The sequence below is a fragment of the Thermodesulfobium acidiphilum genome, from assembly GCF_003057965.1.
Lineage (GTDB): Bacteria > Thermodesulfobiota > Thermodesulfobiia > Thermodesulfobiales > Thermodesulfobiaceae > Thermodesulfobium > Thermodesulfobium acidiphilum.
The window spans coordinates 1450900-1477185 of record NZ_CP020921.1; the positions used below are offsets into that span (position 1 = coordinate 1450900).

Below are 26286 nucleotides of genomic sequence, written 5' to 3' on the forward strand. Positions count from 1 at the left end.
AAATTATTTATCAGCTTCATACTGCCTTTTTGCAAGAATAGTTGCTCTTGCAGCAGCCAATCTAGCCACTGGCACCCTAAAGGGAGAACAACTAACATAATTAAGACCTATTTCATAGCAAAAAGCTATTGATTCAGGGTCTCCACCATGTTCACCACATATACCAATTTCCAGATCTTTGTTTACCTTTTTCCCTCTTTCGACAGCAATCTTCATCAGCTCACCAACTCCATCTCTATCAAGCGTTTGAAATGGATTTACAGGCAGTATTCCCCTCTCTAAATACACTGGCAAAAATTTGCTTTCTGCGTCATCTCGGCTAAAGCCAAAAGTCATTTGAGTAAGATCGTTTGTGCCAAAAGAGAAAAATTTTGCATATTTTGCAATTTCATCAGCTCTTAGCGCTGCCCTTGGAAGTTCTATCATGGTACCAAATAAATATGGTATCTGAATGCCCTGTTCCAAAATAACTTCCTTTGCAACCTCTTCAAGTTTTTCTCTAACAAATCTTATTTCATTTATATGGCCTACTAGTGGTACCATTATTTCAGGAAAAACCCGGTCACCCTCTTTCATTACTTTCGCTGCCGCTTCTAAAATAGCTCTAACCTGCATCTCATTTATTTCAGGATAAACAAGGCCTAACCTGCATCCCCTAAAACCCATCATTGGGTTAGATTCTTTAAGAGCTTCTGCCCTTCTAAGAAGTCTCTTCTTTTTCTCTGCAATGTCTTTTTCTCCATTTTTTTCATGTTGGGATATTTCTTCTTTCAAGATTTCCCTTTTTGGCAAAAATTCATGTAAAGGCGGGTCAAGAAGTCTAATTATTACAGGATACCCTTTCATTTCTTTAAATATCCCATAAAAATCTTCTCTTTGCATGGGAAGCAGCTTTTCAAGTGCAGCCTTTCTTTCTTCTATAGTCTCGGCTACTATCATTTCTTGCATAGCTGGAAGTCTATCCTGAGCCATAAACATATGTTCAGTTCTACAAAGGCCTATTCCCTTTGCCCCAAATTCATAGCTTCTTTTCGCATCTTCTGGAGTATCAGCGTTGGCTCTAACTTGAATATTAGCTAATTTATCAGACAAAGACAACAAATTCTTGAGATCCTCACTGAGCTCTGGCATAATAAGTGGAGCAACGCCTTTGAAAATATTTCCAGAAGTCCCATCTATTGTTATAACGTCAAATTCCTTTACAGTTTCACCATTTACAGTAAATAATCTTTCTTTTAGATCTATTTTTATCGATTCAGCACCTACTACAGCAGGCTTTCCCATTCCTCTAGCTACCACAGCAGCATGACTTGTCATTCCACCTCTTGCAGTAAGAACACCCTTTGCAGCAGCCAAACCGTGGATGTCATCTGGAACAGTCTCTGGTCTAACTAAAATTACGTCCTCATCACTCATCTTAGCAGCAAGATCAGCATCAAAAACAACTTTCCCTGTAGCAGCACCCGGAGATGCACCTAACCCCTTTGCTATACTTTGAAGCTTGGAGGAGACATTAATTCTTGGATGAAGTAAAAAGTCCACCTGGGACGGTTCAACTCTTAAAATTGCTTCTTCTTCGCTGATCAACCCTTCATTCAAAAAGTCCATAGCAAGTTTTACAGCTGCACCAGGCGTTCTTTTGCCCGTTCTAACTTGAAGCATATAAAGCTTTCCCTTTTCTATGGTAAACTCTATATCTTGCATATCTTTATAGTGTTCTTCTAAAATTTTGCAAAACTTCAAAAGCTCATCATAAACAGCTGGCATTTCCTTTTTCAACTCGATTATAGGCTTTGGGGTCCTTATACCGGCAACTACATCTTCACCCTGTGCATTTACTAAATATTCACCAAAAATCCCCTTATCGCCTTTCTTTGGGTCTCTTGTAAATGCTACACCAGTAGCGCTATCATCGCCCATATTTCCAAAAACCATGGTTACAACGTTTACAGCTGTGCCAAGGTCATCCGGAATATTATTAATTCTTCTATAAGTAATTGCACGAGGAGCGTTCCACGATCTGAATACGGCTTCTATGGCCATTCTCAATTGAATAAAAGGGTCCTGTGGAAATTCTTTATTAAACTTCTTATATATGTCAAAATATCTTTTTATAAGCTCCTTGAGGTCATCAGCACTTAGTTCTACATCATATTTAATGCCTTTTTTGGCCTTTAAACTTTCAAGTTCATTTTCAAAAGGCTGTAAGCCCATATCCAATACAATATCGCCAAACATCTGAATAAGTCTTCTATAAGAATCATAGGCAAGTCTTGGATTAGAAGATTCCTTACTAAATAATTCTACCGTCTCATCGTTTAAGCCAATATTTAAAACGGTATCCATCATCCCTGGCATCGAAAACTTTGCACCTGACCTAACCGAAAAAAGAAGAGGTAACCCAGACTTTGCAGCAAACTTTTTCCCCGTTTTTTCTTCAACAATCCTGACATTTTCCAAAACCATTGGCCAAAGCTCTTCGATAACTTTTTCGCCCTTTTTCATATAGAGATTACAAACTTCAGTTGTAATAGTAAACCCTGGGGGTACAGGCAAACCAATGTTTGTCATCTCTGCAAGACCAGCACCCTTACCGCCCAACAAGTCTCTCATGGAAGCGTTGCCTTCTTCAAATAAATATACCCATTTCCCCATGTTCACTCCTCCTAAAATAGATTTTAAACCCTTTTGTCCTCAGAATTACTAAACTAGATTTTAGCACAACAAACAAATATAAACTTTCTTAGGAAATTTTATTATTGCTCAAAATATTAAGTATTTCTGTCGCAGTTTCCTCTACTGCCTTGTTTGTTGCATCAACAACTTTACAACCGATCCTCTTCATAATATTTTTAGCAAAAAGGAGCTCTTCCTCTACAAATCGTATATCCATATACGCCTTCATGCCGGTAATACCCATTTTCTCCAATCTCTTTGCTCTTATAGCAGCTAAAGCATTTGGTTCTATAGTCAAACCGATTATTTTCTCCTTAGGCAGATCAAACAATATGCTAGGAGGTTCTATGCCTAATACCAAAGGAATATTTGCAACCTTGTATCCTTGATGTGCCATATACATTGAAAGTGGGGTCTTAGAAGTTCGAGATACACCAATTAATATTAAATCAGCTTTTAACAAATCGCCTAGATTTGCTCTCCCATCATCACATCTTACAGCAAACTCTATTGCCTCTACCCTGCTAAAATACATGGTATCGAGTTTGTGTAAAATTCCAGGTTTTTCAATTGGGCTCTGTCTTGTAAACGTTTTTATTGCATCAATTGTTTGGCCTAAAACATCAACAGCCTTTATAGATCTTTTCTCTACCTCATCCTTTAAAAGCGATCTAAGTTGACTGGTTACAATTGTGTAGAGTATCAACGTATCTTCTGGATTAATGTTTTCTAAAATTTCAATAAGCTTTTTCTCATCAGTTACATAAGGAATTCTTTTAATTCGAAAATCAACGGCATTCTCAGGAAAAAGGCTTGTTGCAGCCACTGCTACTGCTTGTGCAGTGTGACCGGTTGAATCAGATAATATTAGAATATTCACTTTGACTCCTTAAAAAGAAAGTTATCACTGATTTCTTACTATCTTTTTCCAATTCCACAATCTAAAAAACGGCAATGATATTAAGTTTAACAACGCTTTTCTGTTATCTCTAAGTTTCTTATCCTCCACATTAACAAGAACATTTTCAAAAAAAGTGTGAATTGATCCAGAAAGATTAATGATTATGTTTAAAATCTCATCGTACTTTTTGTTTAGTATTGCATCTTCCAAATTATCTTTATTATTGATAAATTTTTCATAAAGGTCCCTTTCATCTCTCTCAACTAACAAAGATGGATCAAATGCTACCAGTTCTTCTTTTTCCGAAATAATTCTTCCAAGTCGAATAATAGTGCTTACAATATCAAAGAAATCTTTTCTCTTAGACCATTCAGTAAGAACGTCCAATCTTCTTTTAGCCTTTACAGGTGAAGACGTAATATCCAGAACAGCGTCAACCAAGTCGTATCTGTAACCCATATCAATAAACAAAGACGACATCCTGATTTTCATAAAGTTAATTAACTGACTAATGTCCCTTGAAGGGAGGGTAGTTATATATGAAATAGAATTCAGGGCAAAGTTAAATATTTCTTCAAGTTCGTTTTCATAACCATTATCCATCAATATTCTCAACACTCCAGCACTTGCTCTTCTTTGACCATATGGATCCCCTGCACCTGACGGAGTCAAATTATTCAAAAAAGACATAAAAAGGTGATCGCATTTGTCAGAAAAGGAAAATAACTTACCTAATAAAGTAGTAGGAAGAGGGGATTTCATGTTTATTGGCAAATAATGCTCCTCTATTGCAAGTGCAATTTCAGGATCTATCCCTTCCTTTTCAGCATAAATTCTCCCCATTGTACCTTGTAATTCTGGAAATTCAAAAACCATCTGAGTAACAAGATCACACTTCAAAAGCGTCGATGAATTTTTTATCAACTCTTCATCAAGATTTATATTAAAAAACCTATTAAACGCAAGAGATAGTTCTCTAATTCTAAAAGTTTTGTCTAAATAGTTTCCTAACCCTTCCAGGTAAGAAACGCTAACGAGATCGTCTAATCTGTCCCTTAACTTTTTCGTTAAATCCTTTTTCATGAAAAACATTGCATCTGAAAGCCTCGCTTTTAAAACCTTTTCGTTTCCGGCTCTAACTATCTTTGTATCCTTATTTACACCATTTATTATTCCTACAAAATTGGGCATTATCTCGTTATTGTTATCTACTACAGCAAAATATCTTTGATGCCTTGCCATTACAGTTGTAAGAACTTCTCTAGGAAGATTTAAAAAATCAGGATTAAATGAACCCAAAAATGCCTTAGGACTTTCAACCAAAAACAATACCTCTTTTAAAAGATTCTGATCATAAACAATTTTTTTATCCTTATCCAAAACTTTTTTAATTTCAAGTTCTATAGTCTTTGCTCTTTCGTTCTGATCGATGATAATATTTTTTTCTTTCATAATATTAAAGTAATCTTCAATCGATTTTACTTCATACTGCTCATTGGGAGTAAATCTCTCAAGATAAGTAAATTTATCTGATTCCAATTTCCCAAGATGAACCTTAACATACCCTGAATCAGAAAGAGATAAGATCCATCTTATTGGTCTTACAAATCTAATTTTAGCTCCCCATCTCATACTCTTTGTCATTTTCAATTCTGAAATTACTCTGGGTAAAATATTGGGAATAATATCTGAAACCTTTAGGCCTTTATCTATTTTATAAAATACTACATATTCTCCACCTTCACTCTTGTCAATCTTTACATTATCAATAGAAATATTAAATTTTTCAACAAATTTAAACAGCGCAGGCATAGGCTTCATGTTAGAGTCATAAGCAAATCTTACAGGAGGTCCTTTTACTTTTTGTTTTGTTTCCGGAGTAAAATCAGGCAAATTAGAAAACAAAACAATTCTTCTAGGAGTAACATAACATTCTGTGTTTTGTCTTATCATTTCAAAATCCTTGCTACCAAATATCTCTGAAAATTTGTTTAAGAATATCTCTTTAAAGTCTTTACAAACGCTCGATGCAAAGTTAGATGGCATCTCTTCACAACCTATTTCCAACAAGTACTTCATACTTTTATCTACATTTCCTCTCTTTCTTTAAGATAATATGCTTTAAATTAAACATCTTTACTTTTATTTTTTATTCTCTTTATTATTTTTCTCAGCAATTGCTACTCTTTTTGCAACTTCTTTTGCTAGATTTCTAACTCTTGATATATAATGAGTCCTTTCTAATACTCCAATCGCACCCCTTGCGTCCAAAAGGTTAAAGTTATGCGAACACTTAAGCACATAATCATAAGCAGGTCTTATCAAATCTAATTCTATTAACCTTAAAGCTTCTTCCTCATAATCATCAAAGTGCCTTTTTAGCATCAGAATATCAGCTTCTTCAAAATTAAATTTTGACCATTCTACTTCACTATTAAAATGAATATCGCGATAGGTTACTTTATCGTTAATTTTTATGTCAAAAACATTGTCTACATCCTGTAGATAAAGAGCTATCCTTTCTAACCCATAGGTTATTTCAAGAGAAATAGGGTCAAGATCTATTCCACCAGCCTGTTGAAAATAGGTAAACTGGGTTATTTCCATACCATCCAACCACACCTCCCAACCTATCCCCCAAGCGCCAAGAGTCGGAGATTCCCAATCATCTTCTACAAACCTAATATCGTGTTTTTTTACATCAAGGCCTAAAGCCTCAAGACTTCTTATGTATATATCCTGAGTAAACGTTGGGGCAGGCTTTAATATAACCTGAAACTGATAATAGTGTTGTAGTCTATTAGGATTTTCTCCATATCTACCATCAGTAGGCCTTCTAGAGGGCTCAACATAACAGGTATTCCAGCTATCTGGTCCCAAAACCCTTAGAAAAGTTGAAGGATTCATTGTTCCAGCCCCTTTTTCCACATCATACGGCTGAAGCAACACGCACCCATTCTTTGTCCAAAAATCTTGAAGTTTTAATATGATCTGTTGAAAATTTAATTTTTTGATTTCAAACACCTCCTAAACGTTTTGGGGAAACCCATGTACTAGGTTTGTTATCAAACAAAACCCTTTTAAAAACAAAAAACATTATAAACATCCAGGTTAACATATAAAGGGAAAAAAATAGAGAAAGTAAGATTCTTTTCATAAAACCGATATTAAAATAATCTTTTAAAAAAAACATTGAAATTGGAAATAATAATGCTGGATAAGACAAGATGATAACTAAAAGTATTAAAATATCACCTTTTCCAAAGATTAATAATCCTATTTCTTCAAACATAGATAGTATAGCAAAAAAAGGTATTAAAAATTCTGAAATAAAAAAAAGAAAAAAATCAAGGTTAGATTTTGTTGATTCAAAAGAAATTTCCTTCAAACAATTATTACATCTATTTGAAATTGCTCTTCTTAGTATAAGTGCTGAATATTTAATGTATCTTCTGAGCGAACCCTCAAGCCACCTAAACCTTTGCGTCCACCATGACAAGAGATCAAAAACAGTTTGTTCATAAACAAAGGGTTCTTCAAGAAATACTATCTTCTTCCTGTTAAAGAACAGCCTTGAAGACATTTCTAGGTCGTCTGTAATAGACTCTTCATCAAATCCATGAACCTCTTTTAACACCTCTCTGCTAATAACCATGCCTGATCCTCGAAGTTCAACAGCCCCTCCAAAGGCATTTCTAGATTTTTGCATAAAGGAATCCAAACACAATTCAAGATAAGATAAGTAAGAAATAAGGTTATAGTTTGGGTTTGATGAAACCTTTCTTAATTGAATCGCATCTGGTTTAAATTTGTTTATAAAATTAGAAATTTTAACCAAAGCATCTCTGTCAATAAAATATGAATCTGCATCCAACATAACAACGTAATCGCCTGAACAAAGCTCTATCCCATCGTTTAAGCTAGCCGATTTACCCGGTTTAGAATCATGAGTTCTATGTAAAACTTTAATTTCCTTGTCAGAATCAAATTCCTTTTTATATGCTAAAACAAAATCATCTACTATTTTTCCTGTTTTATCTTCAGATCTGTCATCTACTATTATTATTTCAAAATTCCCATTCAACTCAATAATTTTTTTTAAGGTATTTTCTATAACGCTCTCCTCGTTGTGAGCACATATTAAAATGCTAAATTTATAAAAAAAGTCATTACTCTCAAGATCATTTTGCTTAGAATCGATTATATCATCCATACTCTTCAACTTCTTAATTAGAAAAAAAAGATAAATGAAAAATATTAAAATAAAAAAAACGTAAAGAGCCATTATAACCCTTCTAATATAAAACCATACAATAAAGTAAAGGAGGATAAATATCAACGATAAAATTGATTTGTACTTTGTTAAATTAAAAAGTATAAAAGACATCACTTTTAATCTGAGTTCTTCTGATCTCTCCTGTTCAAAACATACAATATTTTTGTTCTCTATTTTCTTTTGATTAATTTTCACACCTTCTAAATAATTTGATAAAAAATATTTATTTATTCAAATATTCAAACTTTGCTTTTCTCCAAAAACTTCCTGAAATTTATTACATTATAGTAAACATCTTCCAAAATTTGTATCTGTCTAAATATATTAAAGTTACTTATAATTCTTTCTCTTGCTTTACTAGAAAACTTACTTCTTAGTTCTTCGTTTTGATAACTAATCTTTAAAGCATGAATTAATTCATCCTTTAATTTCATAGGGTTAAGCAGTATTCCAGAATCCTGAAGTGCATCCTGTGTAGCTCCTACATTTGTTGCTATACACATCAATTTGGAACTCATTGCCTCTAAAAGAGCTAGAGGAAGCCCCTCTATTGATGACGGCAAAACAAAGACATCACTAGACCTAAAAATTTCTTGTTTTCTATCCTGATTTGCTTCGCCAAAAAATATTATGTTTTCGCTATTAAAATCCCTCTTCAATTTTAAAAGATCAATTCCATCACCAACAATCAGTAGTTTAACTTTTTCAGGAAAGTTGTTCTCCAAAAAAGCCTCACATAAAACTTTTACATTCTTCTCAGGGCTTATCCTCCCTAAATAAAGAAAAAGAAAATCAGCATTCAACCTTTCTTTCAAATCAGAATAACCTGGGGAATATTTTATAGGATCTACTCCGTTTGGTATTATTTGAAGTTTTTCTTTTTTTACTCCTTTTTCCATTAGAAAATCGCTTTGTACGGATGAAAGAGTAATAATTTTATCATAATTACTCAAAAAAGGAGCATAAACGTTGTAAACAACTTGTGAAAAAACACCCCAAAGAGTTTTGTTTTTATCAAAAGGCGGATGGAATGTAGCAATTACTGGAATATCGTCGAATATATCCGGGATAAAAAAATCTAAAAAGGAAAGGGTTAAAGATATATGAATACAATCGGGCTTCACAGACTTTACAATGTCTTTTAGTTTTCTTATTGTTGAAGGAGCTATCATAATATACGGCTGAGTTTTGAATAGATAAGGCAAAAAACTTCTATCTTTTTCATCCTCACCTTCATCAAAAAGTAATAGATGAACGCTGTGACCTCTTTCGTCAAGTTTTTCTTTTATTTCCTGCACATAAACCGAATTGCCATCAATTGGAGAAAGTCTGCCAAGAATTAGTATTTTAAGTTTATTCAATCCTATCAGCCTCCACTGCTACAGATTTTATAGAAAAATATAAAAGTGAAGTTAAAATTCCAAGAATTAAAAAACAAATTCTTACGCCAAACATATCAGCTAATTCGCCTGCAAAAAGAATAGGAAATGTCGAAGTAAAGCTAATAAACATATTTAATATTGCAAAAACTCTTCCCCTAAAAGATTCCTTTACTACTTTTTGCATCATAGATTGAATTGGAATATTTACAAGTGCATTAGCAATACCTAACAAAAAAGAAATTATTGGTATAATAAGTATTTGAGTAATTGTGGACATCAACACCAAACATAGGCTGGCAAACAGTATTCCTATGCTTACAATGGTGGAATTTTTAAAAGTTGGAGTTTTAATATGACCAATTATTAAAGAACCCAAAACCATTCCAAATCCTGCAGGAACAACAATTATAGAAAAATTAGCTTCACTAAGGTGAAGAACTTCTCTAACATAACCTACAGCTAAAACGCTTACCATTCCCATCAAAGAAGTTGCAATAGATTGTTCAAGTATTAAAACCTGAATAAGCTTTGAAGACTTTATATAGGTAAAGGAGTCAAAAAGAGCCTTTCTAAAAGAGCAATACTTTACTTCTGAATGTGGTCTGTCATTTGGTAAAATTGAAGAAACAATAGCAGCTGCCAAATAAGACATAGCTGTAAGCACCACAGCCACTTTTATACCAAAAAATAACACAACTGGACTAATAGCAGCAAAACCAAGTATAAATGACATTACCCATGTAACGTTAAAGAGTGAGTTGGCAGCTGACAAATTTTTTTTCGATGCAGTTTTTGGTATCATTGCAAATTCTGCTGGAGCAAATATAACAATCAAAGAAGCTATTAAAAAGCTATAAAAATAAATTGCAAATAAATTTTCTAGAAAAAAAACTAATAAAATAGATAACAAACTTCTTAAAATGTTTATTGAAACCAGGATAAACTTTCTGTCTACCTTATCTAAAAAAACACCTATAAAAGGAGCTATCACCACAGATGGCAGGGCAAAGGACACCATAAGTGACGAAACGCTAATATTTGTATTGGTTATATTTGAAACTGCAATCATTAAAGCTGCCATTAAAAATTTATCCGAAAACTGTGAAAAAATCTGCGCTATCCACAATCTTAAAAAGTATTTATCTTCAAAAAGCCAGACTCTATTCATAAAATTCCTTTTCAATTAACTTTATCGATTTTGGCAAATAGCCTAGAATTTCAATCATTTGCTTCTTCAAAGCCTTAAAATCACTAATATCTTTTTCATAGTGCAATTCATCTACAAAACCAGCATAATAAAATTCTTCCTTCAAGGATTTTACAAACCAATCAAGGTCTTTAAATTGCGTTTCGTTCTCAAAAAAAATGTTCGCATACACTCTTTTAACAGACTCAAAAGCACCCCTTGCAATCTTATCTATAATATCCAAATACGAAGAGAGTAAAATTGATTGCCTAAAGGAGCCTATGTTAGGCGATCTTATTATACTATATTCATTTAATATCATAATCTCTCCCTTTGTTTTAACAAGTTCAACATCCATAAATGTGCCTGGAAAAATTAATTTTCTAAATATAGCCTTCTTACTACCCTTCAGGAGAGCTGGTAAAGAACCAAAACTATCAGTTAAAATTTTAACAATAAAACTATTCTCTTTAATAGGATAAGATCTTAAAAAAATCCCCTGTTCTATCATTTATGCAAGCTAAATGGGTGTCTTAAAAGATCCGAAAAAGGTATAACCCTTATTTCTTTACTAGAAATTAGAATGATTGGAAAATTACTATCCACAAATTCAGACATAACCTGAAGGCAACATCCACATGGATATGGCAAAATATCTTTATTATATACTGCAAGACATAAAAAACTTCGCTCTCCAGAAGAAAGAGCTTTAAAAAAAGCTACTCTCTCTGCGCAAACAGTAGACCCATAAGAAGAGTTCTCTATATTACAACCCTGAACTATGCTTTTATTTTCCAACAACAAACCAGCTCCAACCGCAAACCTTGAGTAGGGTGAATAAGAATACATTGAAGCATTTTTAGCTTCATTTATAAGTGTTTCTATTAAATCTTTATAAATTTTATTTTTAGAACCTAAAAGCAAATTTACTTCCTTCTCTATATCCAAAATCACTGCACTCCAAATAAAATTTAAGAATAACCAGACCTCTACTTATTGACTTAAAAAAGCTTTAAAGAAAAAGCTTTAAATTATAATTTATCAGATATTGCAACTTTCATAAAATCAAAAAACAATGGATGAGGCTTGTTAGGTCTCGACTTAAATTCTGGGTGAAATTGGGTTCCCAAATACCATTTGTGACCTCTTAACTCTACAATTTCTACTAGATTTTTTTCCTCAAATATGCCGCTAGCAATCATACCGTGTTCTTCAAAATCTTTTTTAAATAAATTATTGAATTCATATCTATGCCTGTGCCTTTCGAAAACCAAATCCTGGTTGTATGCGCGCTTTGCAAGAGTATTATCCACCAGTTTACATGGAAATGCCCCGAGCCTCATCGTAGCCCCCTTATCAACTATCCTCTTCTGTTCTTCCATCAAATCAATCACAGGAAATTTTGTATTTTCATCAAATTCTGTGCTATTTGCACCTTTTAATCCAAGTACATTTCTCGCAAATTCAATACACATAATCTGCATACCCAAACATAATCCAAAATACGGAATGTTGTTTTCACGAGCAAATCTTGCTGTCAATATTTTGCCCTCAATACCTCTAACCCCAAAACCACCAGGAACCACAATGCCCTTTACTCCTTCAAGCATTTTTCTAGCATCATCCATAGAGTTGATATTTTCTGTATTTATCCATCTAATTTTTAATTCGTATCCTAAATGTAAACTGCTGTGTCTCAAAGATTCCACTACGCTAATATAAGAATCAGGCAATCCAACGTATTTACCTGCAATAGCAATTTCAACCATATCCTTTAAATTCTTAGCCATTTCAATTATTCTAATCCAACTATCTAATTGAGGTTCTACATATGGTTCAATCTTTAGTTTATTTGCTACTAGTTTGCTTAATTTGTTGGACTCAAGCATAATTGGCGCCTCATAAATTACATGTCTTACGTCTTCTAGTGGGATTACTGCTTCGGGATCTACATCACAGAATAGAGATATTTTCTCCCTTATGGAATTATTAATAGATTTCTCTGATCTAAGTATTATTATATCGGGTTGAATTCCAATACTCCTTAATTCTTTGACGCTGTGTTGAGTGGGTTTTGTTTTTAGTTCTCTTGCAGCTTTTAAATAAGGAACGAGTGTTAGATGGATATAAAGAGTATTATCCCTGCCAACATCCTTTTTAAATTGTCTGATTGCCTCTAAAAATGGCTCACCCTCTATATCTCCTACTGTACCTCCAACCTCACAAATTAAAACACCTCCATCGATAAGCCTGGCAGCTTCTCTGATCTTCGACTTTATTTCATTTATTACGTGCGGCACAACCTGAACAGTACCGCCCAGAAAGTCTCCGCGCCTTTCCTTTAAAAGTATTTCCTGATAAACCATACCAGAAGTTAAATTCGATGACTTTGTAAGATTTGTATTTATAAATCTTTCATAGTGTCCCAGATCAAGGTCAGTCTCAGCTCCATCATCAGTTACAAATACCTCACCGTGTTGATAAGGGTTCATTGTACCTGGATCTACGTTTAAATATGGATCAAGTTTAATAACATTTACCCTTAAACCCATAGACTTCAATATTCTTCCCAAAGAAGCAACCACTATACCCTTACCCAGAGATGAGGTAACCCCACCAGTGACGAAAACAAATTTTGTGTTATTGTCTAACTTCATCTACATCTCCTTTCTCTTTGGTAACCAATACTTCCTTTATTCTTCTGCCATCTACTTTCAAAATTTTAAATTCGATGCCTTTAAATATTATTTTCTCGCCTTCCTTTGGTATCTTTCCAAAGAGGGCGAACAATAGGCCAGCAAGCGTTTCTTCATTGTAACCATCAATAAAATCTTCAAAATCAAAGTCAACTTTAGCCGCAAACTCTCTAAGACTCAGTCTTCCATTCGCAATAAAGCTATTTTCGTTAAAATCTTTCACGAGCGCTTCCTCATCAAAATCATATTCGTCTCTTATTTCTCCTACTATTTCTTCAACCAGATCTTCTACCGTCAAAAGTCCTGCTGTACCTCCAAATTCATCCACTACAATAGCCATATACAATCTCTTGGCTTGAAGTTCTCTAAATAGTTCGCTAATATTTTTCCCCTCTGGAACAAAGTAGGCTTCTCTAAGGGATGAATCAATAGTTTTAGAATAATCGGTAGATGGACCTAGATTCATAAGAATATCTTTTACATATAAAATGCCTACAATATTATCTATGTCTTTATCATAAACAGGATATCTTGAATGTCCCTCGTTCCTTATAATTTCCAAAGTATCGCTTAAAGTAGTCCCCTTTTTTATACACACCATATCAATTCTTGGAACCATAATTTCTCTTACCACTTTATCCTTAAATTCAAAAACCCCACTTATCATTTCTTTTTCTTCCTTTTCTATAACTCCCTCTTCTTCACTTACGTTTACGAGATATCTCAGTTCACTTTCTGTAATTGACGGTAATCCTTTAATGTTCTTTATACCAAACGGAAATAAGAAAGTCTTTGATAAAGAAGTAAATAAGAAAACAAAGGGTCTACTTATATAAGTCATAAAATAAAGTGAAGATATAAAAACAAAAAATAATTTATCAGCAAAATAATAGCCAATAGTTTTTGGAACAATTTCGCCAATTACAATAATAAAAAGTGAAGAAATAATCACAGATAAAGAGGCGGCAACTGCTATAGAACCAATGTTGTTTAAAGAAAATAACTCTATCATAAAAGACGTTACCAAAGTAGAAAGAGCAATATTAACAAAACTGCTCAATAACAAAAGAGTTGTTATTACCTCTTGAGGATGTGTCAAAAGAAAACCTGCTTTTTCATGCCCAGACTCTTTGTCATTGATCCATTGCATAATTTTTATTCTACTAGCCTTAGTAAAAACAGTTTCATTACACGACAAAAAAGCTGAGCATATAATTAAAAACAAAGTTAAAAGAAGATAAGTTATCATGTTAGTTTAAAATCCTTAAAATGATTATTAAAACAACTATTTAACCCAAAAATATATGGGGCAAAACGATTTAAAATTAGAATCAAAAAAATGATTATAGAAAAAAGACATGCGATAAGAACAAATGAGGCAGACATATCCTTTATCGTTTTAATCCTGTCATCAAATTCAGGATTTATATAATCCATTATTCTTTCTATGACTGAATTAATCATCTCAGAAACGATAACAATAGAGGACGATAACAAAACAATAGTCCATTCAAATGGTTCAAACCTTAATATAAATCCGATGGTTAATAACAAAAAAAATATACCTAACTGAATTTTTAAGTTTCTCTCTTCCTTAAGAGCTACTAAAAGACCCATTATTGCAAAATAAAAACTTTTATAAATATTGTGAGACCTTTTCAAGACAATCTTTCTCCTTGGATCTCATTTCTTTTTCGCTAACATCGTTGTCGTGATCAAATCCTAAATTATGTAGGATCCCATGAACAATGAGCCACAACAAATAACTTTCAAAATTTTTTTTGGCAACTTCAGGAATTATGTCGCCATAAGAACAGGACAAGAAATCCTCCTTTGCCCTTTCTACAGAAATTACTATATCTCCTAAAACACCTAAATTTATATCTCCTTCAAACGAAAGAACATCTGTGGGACAATCATTTTTACGAAACTCTTTGTTCAAAGTTCTAATTTCGTCATTGTCCGTAAGTAATAAACTAAGTTCACATTCCCCTACGCCAAGAAAATTCATAGATTCTTTAATAGCCTTTTTTAATTGTATATAATTCAATTTATACCTTTTCCTTTTAGATAATACTAAACTCATAAAAGAATTGCAAACCCTAAAATTATATTAAAATTAAAGTACAACATACTATTTTTTAGCGTACAAAACCTCCAACATTCTAAGATTATTTTCTATTAAGATTATTGAGATTTGCCAGTAAGATTTGCCAGGTCTGGATACTCAATTCTTTGATGAAAAGACCCTACGAACAACCTTATAAAAACTTCTTTTATTTTAAGAAGCTCTTGAAGAGTAATTGGCGATTCGCTTAGTTGGCCATCTTCAAGTTTATTTTTAAAAATTCTATCAACTAAACTGTCTATTTTTGGTGAAACTGATCCAGATGATGCCCTTACAGCAGCCTCAACTGCATCTGCCAGCATTACTATAGCAGCTTCTTTAGTTTGAGGGAGAGGCCCAGGATATCTGAAATCTTTCTCTTCGACTTCAGAAAAACCAGATTGTAAAGCCTTATGATAAAAAAATACAATTAAGCTTGTGCCATGATGTTGAGAAATTATATCCAATATCTTGTCTGGAATACCATATGACTTAGCAATTTCTACACCATCTTTTACATGGGAAGTCAAAATAGTAGCAGATAGCCAAGGAGATATTTCCGAATGTAAATTTACACCATTCTTTTGATTTTCTACAAAGAATTGAGGTCTTTTAAGTTTTCCTACATCATGATAATAAGATGCAACCCTAGCAAGCAAAGGATCTGCGTTAATTTCTTCAGCTGCCGTTTCAGCAAGATTTGCTACTATTATACTGTGGTGATAGGTCCCGGGAGCCTCCATTTGTAACCTTTTTAATAAGGGATGACTGGGATTTGATAAGTCCATTAGTTTCAATGGACTAAGAACTCCAACAGTGCTCTCGATATAAGGAAGTGCGCCCATTGCAGCAATCGATGATAGAAATCCGTTTGCAATAGCAAAAGCGAACTGGCTAAGAGAGTCGAGTACGTTTATACCGCTCCAGATATCCCAAAGTAGAACTGCCAAAAAAAACGTTAATGAAAACAAAAAAGCCGTATCAGACAAATCCCCTCTTCTTTGTATTCCTTTGCCCAAAAAGGCACCTGCAAAAGCACTAACTACTGCTATATAAAAACCAAGCAAACTAAAATTGCCAAAAAAGAAGACTAAAATTGCCAGAATAACCGAATAAAGAAGAGATATAGCAGGTGTGAAAATCAAAGATAAAAGTAAAGAAATACTGGCAAGAGGGACAATGATTGGTGAAATAGGGAACAAAACAAAAACAAAAAGTATATAAACTGAAGAAAGAGCGCCAAGAACTATCAAGTGTCCTCTATCAAGAGTTATTTTCGGTGAAAAACTGTAAACAATAAATCTAAAAGCAAATAACATTAGTGCTGAGAAGAAAAATAGACTGACAAAATTTCTAACTCCAGAAAGGTTGTCCATAATTCCCAGTTCTTTTAACAAATAAGCTTTTTCTGGAGTCAAAATCTCTCCACTTCTAACCAATATTTGCCCTTTTTTGACATCAATTACAACTGGGGTAATTCCTTCAATTGCTTTTTGTTTAAGCTCATTGGTTAGTTTGTTATCTATGGTTGCATTTATCCTGAAATAACCTAAAATTAAATTCATAAATGCTTGAGAAGTATCTGGATCTAGCTTCAAAGAACTTATAATATTCGCAACCCGATTGGACAGTACGTCTAGTCTTTCTTCTTTTTGCAAAAGTGCAAAAATCTTGTTAGTATCAGCTTCTAATTCTTTTGGATTTGATGAGATTAGAGCCTCTATGTCTCTCTCAGTTAAAAATGGTGCAATATCTTTAAGCTTTGCAACTCTTTGAGATTCAGAAAGATTTTTTGTAGATTCTAAATTTGAAAGGAAGTAATTAATAGAATCGTGAATAGAACCAAATTTATCATATGTTACAACCAAGACATCGGGTACAGCTCTTTCCCTTTGAATTTTTAAGTCCTCTGTAGCAACTTTATTTACAATTTGAGCGTCTTTAGGGGAAATCACATCGAAAGGGACCATTTTCCCAACAGCCAAAGTTGGATAGACTCCTCTTAAATTATAAAGAAGAGCTGCTAACAAAAAAGCAATTAATAAATAGCTAAAGAGTTCTTCTCCTTTAAAACGCGACCAAAAAGGCTTTAGCTGCCCCAAAAGAGAGCCAAAGCGGTTAAAGTTCATTTTAATTTAATTATCTTTTTTTTCTCTTTTTTGCTGCCTCAGCCCTCTTTTTCTTTTTCTTTACGCTAGGACTTTCGTAGAATTCTCTCTTTCTAACCTCAGAAAGAATTCCTTCCTGTTGTACCACCTTGTTAAAACGTTTCAGAGCACTGTCTATTGATTCATCTTTGTTAATACGAATTTCTGGCAAAGTTTAACAACCTCCTCAAATTATCATCCCGGTGGCCAATCCATAGGCCTACCGCCTATCACATGAAAATGAAGATGAAATACGGTCTGACCTCCATCATCTCCAACATTTGTCACCACTCTGTATCCCTTCGTCAGCCCTTCTTTTTGAGCAACCAGATTACAAACATACAATAAATGAGAGACCAGATTGAAATCTTCAACATCTCCTAAACTCCTTATATGCTTCTTTGGTATTACAAGAACATGAAAAGGAGCTACCGGATTGATATCCTTAAAAGCTAAAGAAATATCATCCTCATATATTATCTGAGAATCAAGCTTTTTTTCTGCTATAAGACAAAATACACAGTTTTCCAGATAAATCCTCCTAAATAAAGTACTCCCACAGTGCCGTGTACCAAGAGTCTTGAACCCAAGCCTCATACAATAATGGACCTACCTTCCTGCAGTCGTTCGCAAAAAGCGAACATAATACACGAAGAGATCGGTCCTCGAACTTCGGTGTTAGCTCAAGATCTCAAGAGCATCACGAACACCGCAGGAACTTATAAGAGTATAACATAAAATAAGCTCGGAGTTAATAGAAAAAAAATTCTGCATAAAAAACTTTAAGAAAGTTTACTTAAAATAAGTAAAAATCTAAGTAAGTATTATAATAATAACATGCAAGTAAGAGGGAAAACAAAGATTCTTGTCATATTCGGATATCCTGGTATTGGTGATATATTACTAGCCTCACCAGTATTAAGAGCAATATATGGTTATTATAATGATGTAGAATTTACTCTTTTCGCAAGAAAAATCCCATCTCTTTCCAGTGTTTTCAACATTATCCCTCATTGTGAAAGGGTTGTTTTCTATGACAAAAATAGAGAACACAAAAGTAATTTATCCTTCTTTAGGTTATGCGTATCTCTTAGAAAAGAAAAATTTGACCTCGCCGTAGTCTTGCATCATTCTCCAAGAAATTCTATAGTATCTTTCCTTTCGAACGCAAAAAATAGAATAGGATTTGATTACGGAATAAACAAAATCTTCTTAACTAAACATATAGCACCAAACGAGGACCAAAATATTATTTACTACTATGCTGATATCTTGAAAACTATAGGAATAAAAGAGTTTGACCCAAAGCCATGGATTATAAAACAAAATGTAAAAAAAGTAAAAAATAGAATAGTTTTTTCAATTGGTTCTAGCTGGTATCGCAAAGAATGGCCGCCTGAAAATTTTGCTTTTCTAGCAAATATGCTTTACAAAGCAGGTTATGAAATAATTTTGGTGGGATCAGAAAAAGATATAGAAAAAGCAAACATTATTAAATCAAATTCAATAGTTACTAATATGGTTAACAAGACAAAAGACCTTCTAGATCTTTGTAAGATAATAGAGAGTTCAAATCTTTTAATTTGTCCCGATACAGCAAGTCTTCATATTGCTAGAGGACTTGGCACAAAAACTATCAGCCTTTTTGGGCCAACTTCTCCACTAATATACGGTCCTCTTCCAGAAGAAAAAGCAGATCACAAAACAATATATAGCAACCTTCCATGTTCTAATAAATGCATTGACAGAGAATGCTCAGACAACTTATGTATGAAAAGAATTACTCCAGATGAGGTTTATAAAAAAGCAATAAAAGCTCTCTCTTCTAATCAGTAAGCTTTATTGTCGAGAGAGCCATAAAATAAGCCAATATTTCAAGTTGCATTCTACCATAAAACATATTCCCTGTAAGGCCCTCACCAAGCCAATATCCTGTTATAAAAGTAAGCAATACTGAAGACAGCGCCCACTGGAACCTGCTTGAAGTTTTAAATATGTTTATAGTCTGTTTATAATACTGATAAAGCAGGACAACAAGACAGGTCAGGCCAACTAACCCCATATCAGTTAGAACTTGAATAAAGGTATCATGTGCGTGAGCCACTGAGTTTGCAAGAGGATCTTTCGGGTTAAGATATCTATAATGATAGGCAAAATGTCCTGCACCCACACCAATTATTGGGCTAAGCGGAAATATCTTAAAGATAGCTACCTTCCAGAACATTATTCTTTCATAATTGGCTGTATAAGTAAAGTTTAAAAGATCTAAGAAATTCGTTATACCTACGTTCCTTTTTATAGGTGCAAGCAAACCAAACAATAAAATTGCTACAGCGGCAATTAAACCTTTTATCCTGAAAATTAATATTACAAACAAACAAAGTCCTATTACGCTGGATATAAAGCTACCTCTCGCACTTGAGACATACAATACAAAAAATTCAAAGAAAAAGATAGCAAACCAAAAATAAAAAGATTTTTTTCTAAAGTTATAAACCGCAAGAATAAATGGTGCAAGAAGAGCAAGAGCCTGGTAAGCGCTGTAAGCTGTGTAATAATGAAAGCTTCCAACGACTTCTTTTCCCTTTAGCCATTGGAAGAAAAACGCATAAATCGTAATAGGTAGAGAAGAACAGGTCATTGCTACAAAAGAAAAAATTACATCACTTTTAGATTTTACAATGCAATAAGTAACAAATATTACAATAGCATATTCAAGATAAGTACTAGTCCACCTGAGCCATAACTCTTTATCTGCTGCAGCAATACCAGACAATACAGCTGATCCGAACAACAACAAAGCATAAGGCAATATTCCCTTTTTCAAAACAGACAAATTCTCCCTGGTTAAACAGGTTAGCAATGAAAGCGTTAGAAAAATATAATCAACAGCATTGCTTAAAGGATTAGAAAATAAAAAAAGACAAAAGAATAACAGAGAAATTTTATGTCTATCAATACTAAATTTTTTCATAAATGACTCCCTGATAAAATTTTTTACATTTTAACACCAAAAGCAATAATGCGTCATAAAATTTTCTTTTGAAAAGTCTGTTTTACAAACTTTTTTCACAAAAAATTAACAATTTTCTTATTTAATATTTTGTATAGGAGGTGAATAGTTTGAAAAACTTATTAAAAAAAATAATAGAAAATAAAGATTTTACTACATTATTTCAACCTATTTTTTCACTTTCAAACGGTATAGTAGTTGGTTATGAAGCTCTTACAAGAGGCCCAGAGAACACTATTTTCTACAATCCAGAAAAACTATTCGAAAGCGCAAAAACTGAAAATTTGCTATGGGAAATGGAGTTATATACAAGGTTAAGTGCCATTGAGAAATTTTATAGCTTTAAATCTGATAAAATTTTATTTTTAAACGTAGATCCAGATATAATAAGAGACAAAAAATTTACCAAGGGTACTACAAAACATTTATTTGAAAATATAATTAATACCTCAAACATAGTATTTGAAATTACAGAAAAAACAGCAATAAAAGACTACGTAGAGTTCAAAGAAATTATCCAAAATTACAAAACTCAAGGTTATAAAATTGCAATTGACGACGTTGGTTCGGGACATTCTGGTCTAACTACTATATCAGAAGTAAGACCAAATTATATAAAAATTGACATGTTTCTAATTAGAGACATTGATAAAAATAACTTCAAAAAATCTATAGTAAAGGCGCTCGTAGAACTTGCTAATGACTTAGATCTAAAACTAATCGCAGAAGGAATAGAAACATTAGACGAACTAAAAACTGTAATAGAATTAGGAATCCCTTTAGCACAGGGTTTCCTATTAGGAAGGCCATCAAAGGAACTTTTGGAAATGAATTTAACATTAAAAGACTTTATCAAAGAAACAAAATCCTCTTTGGAAATGAGAAAATTCAAATCTGCTTGTGAAATTAATATTGGAAAACTAGCAAGAAGAGATAATGCAGTTCAATTTTCAACTCTATCAATAGATATAGAAAAAATTTTTTTAAATAATTTCCGATTACATGGCATAGCAGTATTAAATGGTGAAAAGGTCATAGGGCTAATTACAAAGAGAAATTTTTTCACACAACTTGGCACTCGATTTGGAAGAGAGCTTTATTTAGAAAAACCTATAGAAAAGATTATGGATATAGAACCTTTAGTAGTTGACTATTTCACACCAATAAGTGAAGTGATAAAAAGAATAGCAAATAGAGAAGAACATAAATTATATGATTATGTAATAGTTGAAAGGGATGAAAAGTATTTTGGAGTAGTTCCAATAATAAATCTTCTAGAAAAATCTATGGAATTAGAATTAAATATAGCCAAGTACTCAAATCCGCTAACAGGGTTACCTGGAAATTTAATAATTGAAGAAAAAATTAGAGAGTCTATAAATAATAAAATACCGTTTTCGTTAATTTATTTCGATCTAAATAATTTCAAATCTTTCAATGATTACTACGGCTTTGAAAGAGGTGATAGAGTCATAAAATATATTGCAAATATACTTGAGAGGCACATGGATTTTTATAAAGATTCGTTTTTAGGGCACGTAGGTGGAGATGATTTCATAGCCATAGTAAAATCCTATGAAATAGAAAAATTATGCTATAACATAATTGAAGAATTTGATTTTAATATTAAAAGATTTTATAACGAAGAAGATATAAAACAGGGCTACATAACATCAATAGATAGAGATGGCACAAAAAAACATTTCCCAATTATAAGCATTTCAATATCATCTGTAAACAATAGAAATTTTTTAAACTATGAAAAAGTGATAGAAAGAATTTCAGAAATAAAAAAGCTATGCAAAGAATTGTGCAAAAAGTTTAAGAAAAGTTACTTTTTAATGGAAGAAGAAGTTCTTGCGAAAGAGAAAAATGAAAAGACACTTGCAAACAATTTTTAAATGTGATAATATACTCATCAATTCAAAGGGGTGGTGGTGTAGAGGCCTAACACACCTGCCTGTCACGCAGGAGATCGCGAGTTCGAATCTCGTCCACCCCGCCAATAAATCGTTATCTTCTTTTGGAAATAGGAAAATTTCTTGTTCGTTTTTAATTTTCTTCTAATTTTTAGGTTTATAATAAGTTAGTTAACGCATTCAAAAGAGGTTGTGGTGGAGAAAAAATTATTTATCTTAATATTATTCCTTTTTGTGAATATAGCTTTCAATACTTATTCCTTTGCCATTACTCTTAAACCGGGGGACATTTCGGATGACGTTCAAAACATAAAAGAAAAACTCTATGACTTGGGTTATAACGTTACAGTTAACAAGATTTACGATGAAAAAACCGAAAGAGCTGTAAAACTTTACCAGAAGGAAGCAAAATTGCCAATTACTGGCATAGTTGACGACATAACATATCAGTGTCTTACAATTGGCAGAATGGCTGTAATAGAAAAGTATAAGACTTTTGATCTCGCATCATTAGCTAGACAAATGGACTTCAATTCAAACCCTATTATAAGAACTGCAATAAGATTTATGGGAATATCCTATAGATGGGGTGGGGAACTTCCATCCACCGGATTTGATTGCTCAGGATTCGTTCAATATGTATTTAGACTAAATGGTATAAATCTTCCCAGAACAGCTGATTTGCAATATGATGCAGGAAGACCAATTTCGATATCAGAGCTTAGGCCAGGAGATTTAGTATTCTTTACTACTTACCTTCCTGGAGCATCTCATGACGGCATTTATATCGGAAATGGAAAGTTTATAGCAGCAAATACAAGTACAGGCGTAAGCATCTGTTCTCTTGACGATCCGTACTGGAAAAGCAGATATTACGGAGCAGTTAGAATTCAATAAGTTTCAACTCTAAAGGTTTTAAACAAGAAGTAATAACCTTTCCCATTCCTAACAGCTTTTTCTCTATGTGTTTTGTTCTATTAGTCTTAGCATAGAAAACAGAACCAGAACCGCTCATCAGATTCCATTCACACTCTTCATTTAAGATTTCTTTAATTTTTTTTAGTTCAGCATCAGACGACAAAACTAAATCCTCAAAAACATTCCCAAGTTTAATAAAACCTTCTTTTTTTGCATCAAAAAACTGTTTTGTATAATTACTGGCTCTTGGGCTTTTATCGAACAAACTATAAGCAAAAGAAGTTGATATTCCTTTATTTGGAATCACTAATATTATTTCTTCACTCAAATATTCATCCAATTTAAAAACCTTTTCTCCCCTACCCTCTACCAAACACATTCCGCCATAAAAAAAATAGGCTATATCTGATCCAAAATTAATTGATACATCAACTAAATCTTCTCTAGATAGTCCTAAAGAAAAAATTAAATTGATAGCATATAAAAAAGCTGCTGCATCACTAGAACCCCCTCCCAACCCCCCCATTAAAGGAGTACTTTTTCCCAGATATAGATATACCCCCTTTTTAATATCAAAATTCAAAGACACATAATTCCAAATTTTATGTATAATGTTATTTTTTATCTCAATGTTAGAATCAATTATTAACTTTTTTTCTTCTATAAGTTCTAGGCGTAATAGATCAAAGAGTTCAATGCTGTGAAATACCGATCTTATTTCATGATAACCATCCGGGTATTTTCCTATTACGTCAAGGCTTAAGTTAACTTTTGCAAATGCATTGATCTCAAAAATATTTTCTCTCCCCTAACGTTAAATAAGTTAGTTAAACTTAATCAAATTATAATCTAAAAATTAGATTATAATTGATATAATATTCTAAACTATAATTCAAGGAGTAAGCCTTTGGAACAACTTTCTAATCTATTAAACGTAATCTATATTAACGTTATAAATTTAAACATGAGCATATGGACCTTTTACTTTATTGCCTTTGTTTGGCTTTCTTTAGACTCAATGGGATTGCCACTGCCTTACGAAGGAATGTTGCTAATTACAGGTGCACTAGTTGGAGCAGGTTTTATAAACCCATTAGAAGCAATTATTTTAACTATTTTTTCTACAGTTTTTGGAGCCTGTTTGTCCTTTTTGATAGGAACAAGATTAAAGTTCTTAACGTCTAAGGTTAGCACAAAGTATAAAAATATTTTAGATCATATTTTATATCTCATTGAGGGAGAGAAAGGTTTTTTTATACTAATAATTGTGCGCTTTTTGCCTGGAATTAGACATTTTTCTTCTTATATTGCAGGTATTTCAAGGGTTAACTTAAAGGACTTCTTCCTTCCCACAACGATAGGCAGTTCTATCTGGAGTATTTTTGTATTAATGGTTGGATTTTCTGGCATAGAAAGTGTAAAAATGTTCAAAGAAAATTCACTTCTAGCATCTTTAATTCTCGTAATCACAATTACTCTATTCGGATATATTTATTTCTCTCTACACAAACATAGCAAAAGATTGCTTAAGGTTAAAAAAGGAGAAATTTATGAAAAAGAGACTACTAATTGAAATGGGTATGGGAGTTGACCAACACGGTCAATCTCCTACCAAAGCAGCAATAAAAGCCATTAAAAATGCAATTCAAAACGTATATATAACAGGATTAATAGAGATATTCAACATAAAAAATTTAAATGAGATTGAAATCGTTGCTGAACTAGCAGCTCCTCGTCCAGAAGAAGTAAACATAGAAGAAGTAAAAAAAGCTTTTCCAATTCAGGGCAACATAGAGATAATAGTTAAAGAAGGAGGAATGTCAATAAAAGCACTCAAAATTGAAGAGCTAAAAGATATTAGCAACGAAGTAATTATTTGTTGCGCAGCTGTAAGTGTATTTGTAAACGTGAACTAAAAAACACTATCTATTTTTGAAATATTTTCGAGAGTTCTTTTCCTTATTATTGAGTCATCAGGATAGGGCTCTTCAATAGGAGAAAGAAGAGGGATTGTTTTTGACTTACAAACTAAACAAATAGATTCAAGGTTTTTCTTTTTAAAAACAACAAATCTCCTACCACATACGGGACAGTATACTAACTCTTTTTGTCCTGACTTTTTGCCTCTTTTTGCAATCGGCACTCCTTCAATTTCTACAATATCCATTGAAAAATTTATTATAGGTGCATTCGTTAAAGCGGTACCTACACCAAAAATATCTACTATATCACACAGATCTCCAGCTATATATTCATCTATTCCGCCAGAAAGTACAATTTTTACTTTCTTAAAGCCTCTTAAGTCGAGTTCCCATCTCACTTCTTCAACAATTTTTCTCACATCCCCCCTTCTCGAAAAAGGAGTATCAAGCCTAACAGCATACAGTCCTTCGCCCAAAAGTTTGGCAGCTTCAATAGCTTCAAATTTTTCATCGCAAAAAGTATCAATAAGAGCAATTCTAGGAGTATCCTTTTCAATTACATCGTCAAAAGCTTTAAGTGCTTCTTTTAAAGATCCCATGAGAAGGACGAGCGAGTGAGGCATTGTTCCCCTTGGAGTTTGATTTATTGTTCTTGCACCAATAATACTCGAAACGCCGTTACATCCGCCAATATAAGCATTTCTTTCAAGGTGAGCAGTAATTGAAGGATGAGCACGTCTTGAACCAAAGGAAATAAGTTCTTTAGATCCAATAACCTTTTTAATTCTAGCTGCCTTTGTAGCTACTGCAGATGCCTGGCAAAGAATGCCCAGGATAGCAGTTTCAAAAATAGCAAAATCCAAATAGTTTCCCTTTATTATTAAAACAGGTTCATCAGGATAAAAGACGCTGCCCTCTTTAAGAGATAAAACTTCTATATCCTTTAATTCATTAAGGATTAGCCTGACTTCATTAATACCTGCAAAAATAGCCCAATTATAACCAGATGGAAAAGAGGAGGCTTTAATCTCAGCTACAACTTTTTTATTAATGCCTTTTTCCTTAAGGATTCTAAAAGTCCTTAAAAAGTAAGAGTCTGCAGTAAGGCCTTCAATTATATCATCAAAATTTGAAATAAGCACT

The 26286-nt window shown here is 33.0% G+C and carries 24 protein-coding genes and 1 tRNA gene; 6 read left to right on the forward strand and 19 right to left on the reverse strand.

Translation table 11 applies throughout. The features are described from left to right. Window positions 1–3: 3 nt before the first annotated feature. The 16 genes from ppdK to TDSAC_RS07365 all read right to left on the reverse strand — a co-directional run bounded on the left by ppdK (window position 4) and on the right by TDSAC_RS07365 (window position 17902). Window positions 4–2655 (reverse strand): pyruvate, phosphate dikinase, encoded by a 2652-nt coding sequence (gene ppdK / locus TDSAC_RS07290; protein WP_108309585.1) that lies wholly within the window; start codon window positions 2653–2655, stop codon window positions 4–6. Window positions 2656–2743: 88 nt separating this feature from the next. Further along, window positions 2744–3556, reverse strand: coding sequence for a pyruvate, water dikinase regulatory protein (locus TDSAC_RS07295; protein WP_108309586.1), 813 nt, complete (start codon window positions 3554–3556; stop codon window positions 2744–2746). A 24-nt stretch (window positions 3557–3580) separates the two neighbouring features. After that, entirely contained in the window at window positions 3581–5656 is a 2076-nt protein-coding gene (glyS, locus tag TDSAC_RS07300) for a glycine--tRNA ligase subunit beta (RefSeq protein ID WP_108309587.1), read from the reverse strand. A gap of 63 nt (window positions 5657–5719) precedes the next feature. After that, entirely contained in the window at window positions 5720–6592 is an 873-nt protein-coding gene (locus TDSAC_RS07305) for a glycine--tRNA ligase subunit alpha (RefSeq protein WP_108310364.1), read from the reverse strand. A 1-nt stretch (window position 6593) separates the two neighbouring features. Then, window positions 6594–8048 (reverse strand): glycosyltransferase family 2 protein, encoded by a 1455-nt coding sequence (locus TDSAC_RS07310; protein ID WP_108309588.1) that lies wholly within the window; start codon window positions 8046–8048, stop codon window positions 6594–6596. A gap of 44 nt (window positions 8049–8092) precedes the next feature. Further along, on the reverse strand, window positions 8093–9214 hold the full coding sequence (locus TDSAC_RS07315) for a glycosyltransferase family 4 protein (protein ID WP_108309589.1): 1122 nt from the start codon (window positions 9212–9214) through the stop codon (window positions 8093–8095). Then, window positions 9207–10403, reverse strand: a complete 1197-nt coding sequence (locus tag TDSAC_RS07320) for an MFS transporter (RefSeq protein WP_108309590.1) — start codon at window positions 10401–10403, stop codon at window positions 9207–9209. The genes TDSAC_RS07315 and TDSAC_RS07320 overlap by 8 nt, the downstream gene beginning before the upstream one ends. Beyond that, window positions 10396–10932 (reverse strand): recombination protein O N-terminal domain-containing protein, encoded by a 537-nt coding sequence (locus tag TDSAC_RS07325; RefSeq protein ID WP_108309591.1) that lies wholly within the window; start codon window positions 10930–10932, stop codon window positions 10396–10398. The genes TDSAC_RS07320 and TDSAC_RS07325 overlap by 8 nt, the downstream gene beginning before the upstream one ends. Next, window positions 10929–11369, reverse strand: a complete 441-nt coding sequence (gene cdd, locus TDSAC_RS07330; RefSeq protein ID WP_199919759.1) for a cytidine deaminase — start codon at window positions 11367–11369, stop codon at window positions 10929–10931. Before cdd ends, TDSAC_RS07325 begins: the two co-directional genes overlap by 4 nt. Window positions 11370–11452: 83 nt before the next feature. Beyond that, window positions 11453–13078: a CTP synthase gene (locus TDSAC_RS07335; protein WP_108309592.1), complete on the reverse strand. Its 1626-nt coding sequence runs from the start codon at window positions 13076–13078 to the stop codon at window positions 11453–11455. Then, window positions 13062–14366 (reverse strand): hemolysin family protein, encoded by a 1305-nt coding sequence (locus tag TDSAC_RS07340; RefSeq protein ID WP_108309593.1) that lies wholly within the window; start codon window positions 14364–14366, stop codon window positions 13062–13064. The genes TDSAC_RS07335 and TDSAC_RS07340 overlap by 17 nt, the downstream gene beginning before the upstream one ends. After that, entirely contained in the window at window positions 14363–14779 is a 417-nt protein-coding gene (locus TDSAC_RS07345; RefSeq protein WP_108309594.1) for a diacylglycerol kinase, read from the reverse strand. The genes TDSAC_RS07340 and TDSAC_RS07345 overlap by 4 nt, the downstream gene beginning before the upstream one ends. Further along, window positions 14754–15167, reverse strand: coding sequence for an rRNA maturation RNase YbeY (gene ybeY / locus TDSAC_RS07350; RefSeq protein WP_199919760.1), 414 nt, complete (start codon window positions 15165–15167; stop codon window positions 14754–14756). The genes TDSAC_RS07345 and ybeY overlap by 26 nt, the downstream gene beginning before the upstream one ends. 137 nt (window positions 15168–15304) lie before the next feature. Further along, window positions 15305–17353, reverse strand: coding sequence for an HD family phosphohydrolase (locus TDSAC_RS07355; RefSeq protein ID WP_108309596.1), 2049 nt, complete (start codon window positions 17351–17353; stop codon window positions 15305–15307). A 10-nt stretch (window positions 17354–17363) separates the two neighbouring features. Beyond that, window positions 17364–17543 carry a 30S ribosomal protein S21 gene (gene rpsU, locus TDSAC_RS07360; protein ID WP_013756837.1) on the reverse strand — a complete coding sequence of 60 codons (180 nt, stop codon included), beginning with the start codon at window positions 17541–17543 and terminating at the stop codon, window positions 17364–17366. Between the two features lie 23 nt (window positions 17544–17566). Continuing rightward, window positions 17567–17902: a histidine triad nucleotide-binding protein gene (locus TDSAC_RS07365; protein WP_108310368.1), complete on the reverse strand. Its 336-nt coding sequence runs from the start codon at window positions 17900–17902 to the stop codon at window positions 17567–17569. Between the two features lie 306 nt (window positions 17903–18208). Between TDSAC_RS07365 and TDSAC_RS07370 the strand changes: the two genes are divergently transcribed. Then, on the forward strand, window positions 18209–19207 hold the full coding sequence (locus tag TDSAC_RS07370) for a glycosyltransferase family 9 protein (protein ID WP_108309597.1): 999 nt from the start codon (window positions 18209–18211) through the stop codon (window positions 19205–19207). On the opposite strand, the gene TDSAC_RS07375 is transcribed toward TDSAC_RS07370, so the two are convergent. Next, window positions 19197–20345, reverse strand: coding sequence for an O-antigen ligase family protein (locus TDSAC_RS07375; RefSeq protein WP_108309598.1), 1149 nt, complete (start codon window positions 20343–20345; stop codon window positions 19197–19199). The genes TDSAC_RS07370 and TDSAC_RS07375 overlap by 11 nt on opposite strands. A 149-nt stretch (window positions 20346–20494) precedes the next feature. Between TDSAC_RS07375 and TDSAC_RS07380 the strand changes: the two genes are divergently transcribed. From TDSAC_RS07380 to TDSAC_RS07390, 3 genes are all read left to right on the forward strand, one after another. Beyond that, on the forward strand, window positions 20495–22285 hold the full coding sequence (locus TDSAC_RS07380; RefSeq protein WP_199919761.1) for a GGDEF domain-containing protein: 1791 nt from the start codon (window positions 20495–20497) through the stop codon (window positions 22283–22285). Between the two features lie 27 nt (window positions 22286–22312). Next, window positions 22313–22389 (forward strand) — tRNA-Asp (locus TDSAC_RS07385). 109 nt (window positions 22390–22498) lie between these two features. Further along, window positions 22499–23200, forward strand: coding sequence for a C40 family peptidase (locus tag TDSAC_RS07390; protein ID WP_199919762.1), 702 nt, complete (start codon window positions 22499–22501; stop codon window positions 23198–23200). Here TDSAC_RS07390 and ispE read toward each other — a convergent pair. Next, on the reverse strand, window positions 23187–24017 hold the full coding sequence (gene ispE / locus TDSAC_RS07395; RefSeq protein ID WP_108309601.1) for a 4-(cytidine 5'-diphospho)-2-C-methyl-D-erythritol kinase: 831 nt from the start codon (window positions 24015–24017) through the stop codon (window positions 23187–23189). The genes TDSAC_RS07390 and ispE overlap by 14 nt on opposite strands. Window positions 24018–24128: 111 nt before the next feature. Here ispE and TDSAC_RS07400 point away from each other — a divergent pair, with 111 nt between their 5' ends. Both TDSAC_RS07400 and TDSAC_RS07405 read left to right on the forward strand, forming a co-directional pair. Beyond that, entirely contained in the window at window positions 24129–24794 is a 666-nt protein-coding gene (locus tag TDSAC_RS07400) for a DedA family protein (protein WP_108309602.1), read from the forward strand. Continuing rightward, entirely contained in the window at window positions 24772–25137 is a 366-nt protein-coding gene (locus TDSAC_RS07405; protein ID WP_108309603.1) for a Lin0512 family protein, read from the forward strand. The genes TDSAC_RS07400 and TDSAC_RS07405 overlap by 23 nt, the downstream gene beginning before the upstream one ends. Here TDSAC_RS07405 and TDSAC_RS07410 read toward each other — a convergent pair. Then, the gene (locus TDSAC_RS07410) at window positions 25134–26285 is read right to left on the reverse strand and encodes a nicotinate phosphoribosyltransferase (RefSeq protein WP_108309604.1); all 1152 of its coding nucleotides are present in this window, start codon (window positions 26283–26285) and stop codon (window positions 25134–25136) included. The genes TDSAC_RS07405 and TDSAC_RS07410 overlap by 4 nt on opposite strands. Window position 26286 lies beyond the last annotated feature (1 nt).

Excerpts from the sequence above, each read along its gene's own strand:
- TDSAC_RS07320 (WP_108309590.1), bottom strand. The coding sequence starts at position 10,403 with ATGAATAGAGTCTGGCTTTTTGAAGATAAATACTTTTTAAGATTGTGG.
- TDSAC_RS07375 (WP_108309598.1), bottom strand. The coding sequence starts at position 20,345 with ATGAAAAAATTTAGTATTGATAGACATAAAATTTCTCTGTTATTCTTT.
- glyS (WP_108309587.1), bottom strand. The coding sequence starts at position 5,656 with ATGAAGTACTTGTTGGAAATAGGTTGTGAAGAGATGCCATCTAACTTT.
- TDSAC_RS07355 (WP_108309596.1), bottom strand. The coding sequence starts at position 17,353 with ATGAACTTTAACCGCTTTGGCTCTCTTTTGGGGCAGCTAAAGCCTTTT.
- TDSAC_RS07405 (WP_108309603.1), top strand. The coding sequence starts at position 24,772 with ATGAAAAAGAGACTACTAATTGAAATGGGTATGGGAGTTGACCAACAC.
- TDSAC_RS07370 (WP_108309597.1), top strand. The coding sequence starts at position 18,209 with ATGCAAGTAAGAGGGAAAACAAAGATTCTTGTCATATTCGGATATCCT.
- TDSAC_RS07335 (WP_108309592.1), bottom strand. The coding sequence starts at position 13,078 with ATGAAGTTAGACAATAACACAAAATTTGTTTTCGTCACTGGTGGGGTT.
- ppdK (WP_108309585.1), bottom strand. The coding sequence starts at position 2,655 with ATGGGGAAATGGGTATATTTATTTGAAGAAGGCAACGCTTCCATGAGA.
- TDSAC_RS07325 (WP_108309591.1), bottom strand. The coding sequence starts at position 10,932 with ATGATAGAACAGGGGATTTTTTTAAGATCTTATCCTATTAAAGAGAAT.
- TDSAC_RS07340 (WP_108309593.1), bottom strand. The coding sequence starts at position 14,366 with ATGATAACTTATCTTCTTTTAACTTTGTTTTTAATTATATGCTCAGCT.